Here is a 1,905-nt window from a genome sequence, read left to right as displayed (position 1 = left end):
GTATTTAATAAAGAGATTATTTATGAATAAAATCAAAATCTTTGGGATGGGTCTGGCTGCTTTGGCTCTAGCTTCATGTAGTACCCCGCAAAAGCCTGCTGTTGATACGGCAAAACCGGTTGAGCCTGTTTCCTCTGCAAAACGCCCTGTATTTGATGCTGCGGCTGAATCTGTTGCCAGCAGCGGCTTTAATGAAAACGTCAACGTTCAGCAGTTTATCCAATATGAAGTAAAAAACCGCCGGTTCAGTGCGGAAGAGTTGCGTAATTTCTTTAATGGCGTGGTGTATAAAGGCAATATCATTACCATTATATACCGTCCAAGCACTTCGCGTCCTTGGTATGAATTCCGCACCGGTAACTCTGGTGCAGCCAAATTTAATGGCGGCAGACAATTCTATGCGGCAAATCGTGCCGTAATCGATGATGTGGCACGCAAATACGGCGTACCTGCCGAATTGATTGTGGCGATTCTCGGTATCGAAACCAATTACGGCAAAAATACGGGCAGCTTCCGCGTTGCCGATGCCTTGAGTACATTGGCCTTTGATTATCCACGCCGTGCCGAGTTCTTCCAAAACGAGTTGAGCGAACTTCTGCAGATGGCAAAAGAAGAAAAAGAAAATGTCTTTGACTTCAAAGGCAGCTATGCCGGTGCGATGGGTATGCCGCAATTTATGCCTTCAAGCTACCGTAAATGGGCGGTGGACTATGATGGTGATGGTCATCGCGATATTTGGAATAATGTCGGCGATGTGGCGGCTTCTGTCGCCAATTATATGAAACAGCATGGCTGGCAGACAGGCGGCAAGATGGTTGTGCCGGTAAGTCTGACGATTACTCCGCACTTGCAGGCGATTATCGATGAGAAAACAGCTTTGACACGCACTGTCGCAGATTTCAAAGCTTTGGGTGTGGTGCCTCAAGCTGCTGTTGCGGATAATGAAAAGGCTGTGTTGTATGCTTTGGAAACGAGTCCAGGCGTATTTGAATACTATTTGGGTCTGAATAACTTCTACACAGTATGGCAATACAACCACAGCCGTATGTATGTAACAGCAGTACGCGATATTGCGAATGCAATCAATAACAATGGCCTGTAAGCCATAAGAAAACCACCCTTCGGGGTGGTTTTTAAGTATTTATGACTTTACAGAATAATTTAAGCTGTCAGTCTGATTTTCATGGCGTAACGTTTTTTGCTGTGCCCTGAAACAAATTGTCCGCCTCGGGCGGGGGATCAAAACGCATTGCCTTCTGCGGTTGGCTCTGCACAAGTATATTGGCCGTTTCGATCGCTCCAGAGGGCATACACAGGCAGATTGTGGGTGCGGATATCCAGTTTCAAGCCGTCAAATGCAACGTGTGCATCCTGGTCGGAGGAAACAAATTCGGTATGGGAGATATAGTCGGCATCGTATGGGGCGCCGTTGAAATCAAATTGTGTACCGGCGGCGGTAAAGTAGGGGTGGAATCCCGGGGATGTGCGGACGGGCGATTCGCCGTAATTGCAGACGGTTAGGATGGCGATGGCTTCATTTTCGTTAGGCAGACTGTAATCAAGCAACCATTCGACGTGTTCATAGCCTCTTTCTGTGCTGATTAATTTCAAACCGATATCCGATTCATTTTGATGGCGGATTTCCCAGTCTGAAGTTCTGCCGAAACCATGTTGGGCCAGATGATTTTTGCTGTCCGGTCCGAATTGGGGCAAGCAGACGTGCATGCCGCCGCGTAATTTTGTGTCATCGCTCACTTGAACGCTGGTTTTCGGAAATAAGACTTCCCGTCCTTTTAGAGTCAGGGAGTCAATATATCCGCCCATCGTATTGACTCGCATAGTGGCTGATTGATTGCGTAGTATGATTCCAGACATAATGATTTGAGCTTCAAATTGTTTATCATT

Annotated in this window: 2 protein-coding genes; one reads left to right on the top strand and one right to left on the bottom strand. The window is 46.8% G+C overall.

Annotated features, from left to right (window positions below; genetic code table 11):
* Nucleotides 1-22 precede the first annotated feature (22 nt).
* A complete protein-coding gene (mltB, locus tag ACTHUT_RS19340; RefSeq protein WP_250599827.1) occupies nt 23-1,102 on the top strand; it encodes a lytic murein transglycosylase B in 1,080 nt (359 codons plus the stop codon).
* A 137-nt stretch (nt 1,103-1,239) separates the two neighbouring features.
* On the opposite strand, the gene ACTHUT_RS19335 is transcribed toward mltB, so the two are convergent.
* On the bottom strand, nt 1,240-1,905 hold a 666-nt coding region (locus ACTHUT_RS19335; protein WP_440419459.1), incomplete at its 5' end, for an aldose epimerase family protein.

The organism is Neisseria sp. P0022.S010 (assembly GCF_051956635.1).
This window is presented reverse-complemented; position numbering and strand designations above follow the sequence as displayed.

Coding starts and splice junctions, on each gene's coding strand:
- mltB (WP_250599827.1), top strand. CDS start 23: ATGAATAAAATCAAAATCTTTGGGATGGGTCTGGCTGCTTTGGCTCTA.